The organism is Mycobacteriales bacterium (genome assembly GCA_036497565.1).
Lineage (GTDB): Bacteria > Actinomycetota > Actinomycetes > Mycobacteriales > QHCD01 > DASXJE01.
The window spans coordinates 1-2,887 of record DASXJE010000281.1; the positions used below are offsets into that span (position 1 = coordinate 1).

The following is a 2,887-nucleotide window of genomic DNA, read 5'->3' on the forward strand; positions in this document are numbered from 1 at the left end:
GCATGTCGCCCCGCCTGCACGCCGACGAAGTCGACATCGACACCGATCGGGTGCGTGCGCTGGTCGCCGGGCAGCTGCCGGAGTACGCCGGGTGGTCGCTGCGCAGGGTGGCGTCGGGGGGTACGGAGAACGCCGTGTTCCGCCTGGGCGACGACCTCGCGGTCCGGATGCCGTTGACCCCCGGCGCGGTCGGAAGTCTCGTCAAGGAGGTGCGCTGGCTGCCCGTCATCGCTCCCCATGTATCGCTGGCTGTGCCGGAGGTCGTGGTGACGGGGGAGCCGGGCGAGGACTATCCGTTCCCGTGGGCGGTCGTGCGGTGGCTCACCGGCGAGGACGCGCTCACCGCTCGGCTCGACTCGATGACGCAGACGGCGCTGACACTCGGGCAGTTCGTCGCCGAGATGCAGAGCATCGACATGACGGGTGCGCCACCGCCCGGGTCCGAAGGGTTCGGCCGCGGGTTGCCGCTCGCCGGGCGCGACGAGGTGTTCCGCGCGGCCCTCGCGCAGTGCGAGGGAATCATCGATGTGGAGCGGGTGGCGAAGGTCTGGGACGACGCGTTGGCCGTCCCGGACTGGGCGGGTCCGCCCGTCTGGTTGCACGCCGACCTGATCCCGGGCAACCTCCTCGTGCGGGACGGTCGCCTCGCCGGCGTACTCGACTTCGGGACCATGTCGACCGGCGATCCGGCGTACGACGTCACCCCGGCCTGGTACCTGCTCGACCGTGCCAGCCGGCCGGCGTTCTGCGAGATCGTCGGGGCGGACGACGCGATGCAGCGTCGCGCACGAGGCCTCGTCGTGTCCGGCAGCGTGATCGCCCTGCCGTACTACCTGCACACCAATCCGTCGATGGTGGCAACCGCGCGGCTCGGAATCACCGCCGTACTCGGCGACGCACTCTGACCTCGGCCGGTCTTGCCACCGGGCCCGACCTGAGGCACTCTCCCGGGATCGCGTTGACCGTGACCAGGGAGGCGGCCATGCCCAGCCCACGCTCTCGACGGACAGTCCTGCGCCGCGGACTGGTGCCCGGTGCGGCGGCGGCGATCGTCGTCGCGGCGGTGCTGGCGGCCGCAACCCCCGCGGACGCGGGGCCTACTGCGGTCACCGCGGCTGTCCCGGCCTCGGCACACGGCTGGCAGCGGGTGTGGGCGGACCGGTTCAACGGTGCCGCCGGCAGCCGGGTCGATGCGAACAGGTGGATCTACGACGTCGGGCCGGGAGCGAACTTCGGTACCGGCGAGATCGAGACGGCGACCGACTCGACGGCCAACGTGTTCCAGGACGGCCGGGGCAGCCTCAACATCAGGGCGCTCGGCTCCGACCAGACGTGGACGTCCGGCCGGATCCGCACCAAGCAGCTCTTCGGCGCTCCGGCCGGCGGTGTGATGCGGGTCAGCGCGTCGATCCGGCAACCTGACCCGGCGGCCGGACTCGGCTACTGGCCGGCGTTCTGGATGCTCGGACCGGGCGACTGGCCCGGCACCGGCGAGATCGACATCCTCGAGGATGTCAATGCCCAGAGCCAGGTGGCGTCGACGTTCCACTGCGGTGTCTATCCCAGCGGTCCGTGCAACGAGCCCACCGGCATCAGCAGCGGGCTACTCACCTGCTCCGGTTGTCAGACCGGATTCCACACCTACTCCGTGATCGTCGACCGCCGGCACGCGACCCGGGAACAGATCCGCTGGTACCTAGATGGGAAGCAGATCTTCGCGGTCGATCAGAACCAGGTGCCGGCGGCAACCTGGACGGCCGCGGTCGACCACGGTTTCACGGTGATCTTCGATCTCGCGATGGGTGGCGGCTTCCCGGACGGCGTGTGCGGATGCACCACGCCGACTCCCCAGACCACGTCGGGCGGCACCCTCAAGGTTCGTTACGTCGCCGTCGACGAACTGCGCCCGCAACACGCCCACTAGGTCCGGCGCTAGCGTTTCACGGCGGTGTAGGTCAGATGGGTCACCCGGGACGATGCGTCCGTGTGGGCCTGGTCCAGCGCGAGGCGGTCGGAGTCCACGCGGTCGAACAGCCGGATGCCGGTGCCGAACAGCACGGGCGCGAGCGTGATCGAGAACTCGTCGATCAGGCCGCCGTCCAGGTATTGCTGGATCGTCTCGGCGCCCCCGGCGATGCGCACGTCGCGGTCGCCGGCAGCCTCGCGGGCCTGGTGCAGCGCGCTCTCGATGCCGTCGTTCACGAAGTGGAAGGTGGTGCCGCCCGGCCGCTCCCACGGGTCACGCTTGGTGTGGGTGACGACGAACACCGGGGTGTGGAATGGTGCCTCCTCCGGCCATGCCAGCTCGCCCCCGTCGAACATGCGCTTGCCCATGACGCTCACGCCGGTGCGGTCGTACGTCGCCCGCGCGATGTCGTTGTCGAGTCCTTCCTCGCCGCCCTCGCCGAGCTTGAGGCTCTCCCGGAACCACCGCTGCGGGAACAGCCACGCCTGCAGCTCCGACCACTTCGCCATCCACCGCTGGACCCTCGGATCGTTCTGACCTTCGGGCGTGAATACGTACTCGACGGGCACGGCGTCGGGCGCCATGAAGCCGTCCAGTGACATCGTCACACTGAAATACACCTTCCCGGCCATCAGCGCACCGTCCCTTCCTGAGTCACGTAGGCCGCGAGGTTGCGCAGCGTCTGCTCGCCGCCCTCGATCGCGTGGTACTTCTCCGCCGCCTCGTCGCGGAGTTCCTTGGTGGGGAACACCGCGCGCATCACGATCCGGGTCTGTTCGCCGGCCGGCTCGAAGGTCAGGACCGACTCGAAGGCGTTCGGGTCGTCGCGGGACTCGCCGTGCAGCAGCGCGATCCGCTCCGGCGGGACGATCTCCCGCCAGGTGATCCACTCCTGGTAGTCGGTCCCGTCCGGCCCGTGCA

General features: G+C 70.0%; 4 protein-coding genes. 2 read left to right on the forward strand and 2 right to left on the reverse strand.

The features are described 5' to 3' along the window. Together VGH85_21945 and VGH85_21950 are read left to right on the forward strand one after the other, a co-directional pair. A partial coding sequence (locus tag VGH85_21945) for an aminoglycoside phosphotransferase family protein (protein HEY2176481.1) occupies positions 1–905 on the forward strand: 905 nt, incomplete at its 5' end. A 77-nt stretch (positions 906–982) separates the two neighbouring features. Continuing rightward, the gene (locus VGH85_21950) at positions 983–1,924 is read left to right on the forward strand and encodes a glycoside hydrolase family 16 protein (protein HEY2176482.1); all 942 of its coding nucleotides are present in this window, start codon (positions 983–985) and stop codon (positions 1,922–1,924) included. An 8-nt stretch (positions 1,925–1,932) separates the two neighbouring features. On the opposite strand, the gene VGH85_21955 is transcribed toward VGH85_21950, so the two are convergent. After that, a complete protein-coding gene (locus VGH85_21955) occupies positions 1,933–2,598 on the reverse strand; it encodes a dihydrofolate reductase family protein (protein HEY2176483.1) in 666 nt (221 codons plus the stop codon). Next, the coding region (locus VGH85_21960) for an SRPBCC domain-containing protein (GenBank protein HEY2176484.1) at positions 2,598–2,887 on the reverse strand (290 nt) is incomplete at its 5' end. The genes VGH85_21955 and VGH85_21960, both read right to left, overlap by 1 nt.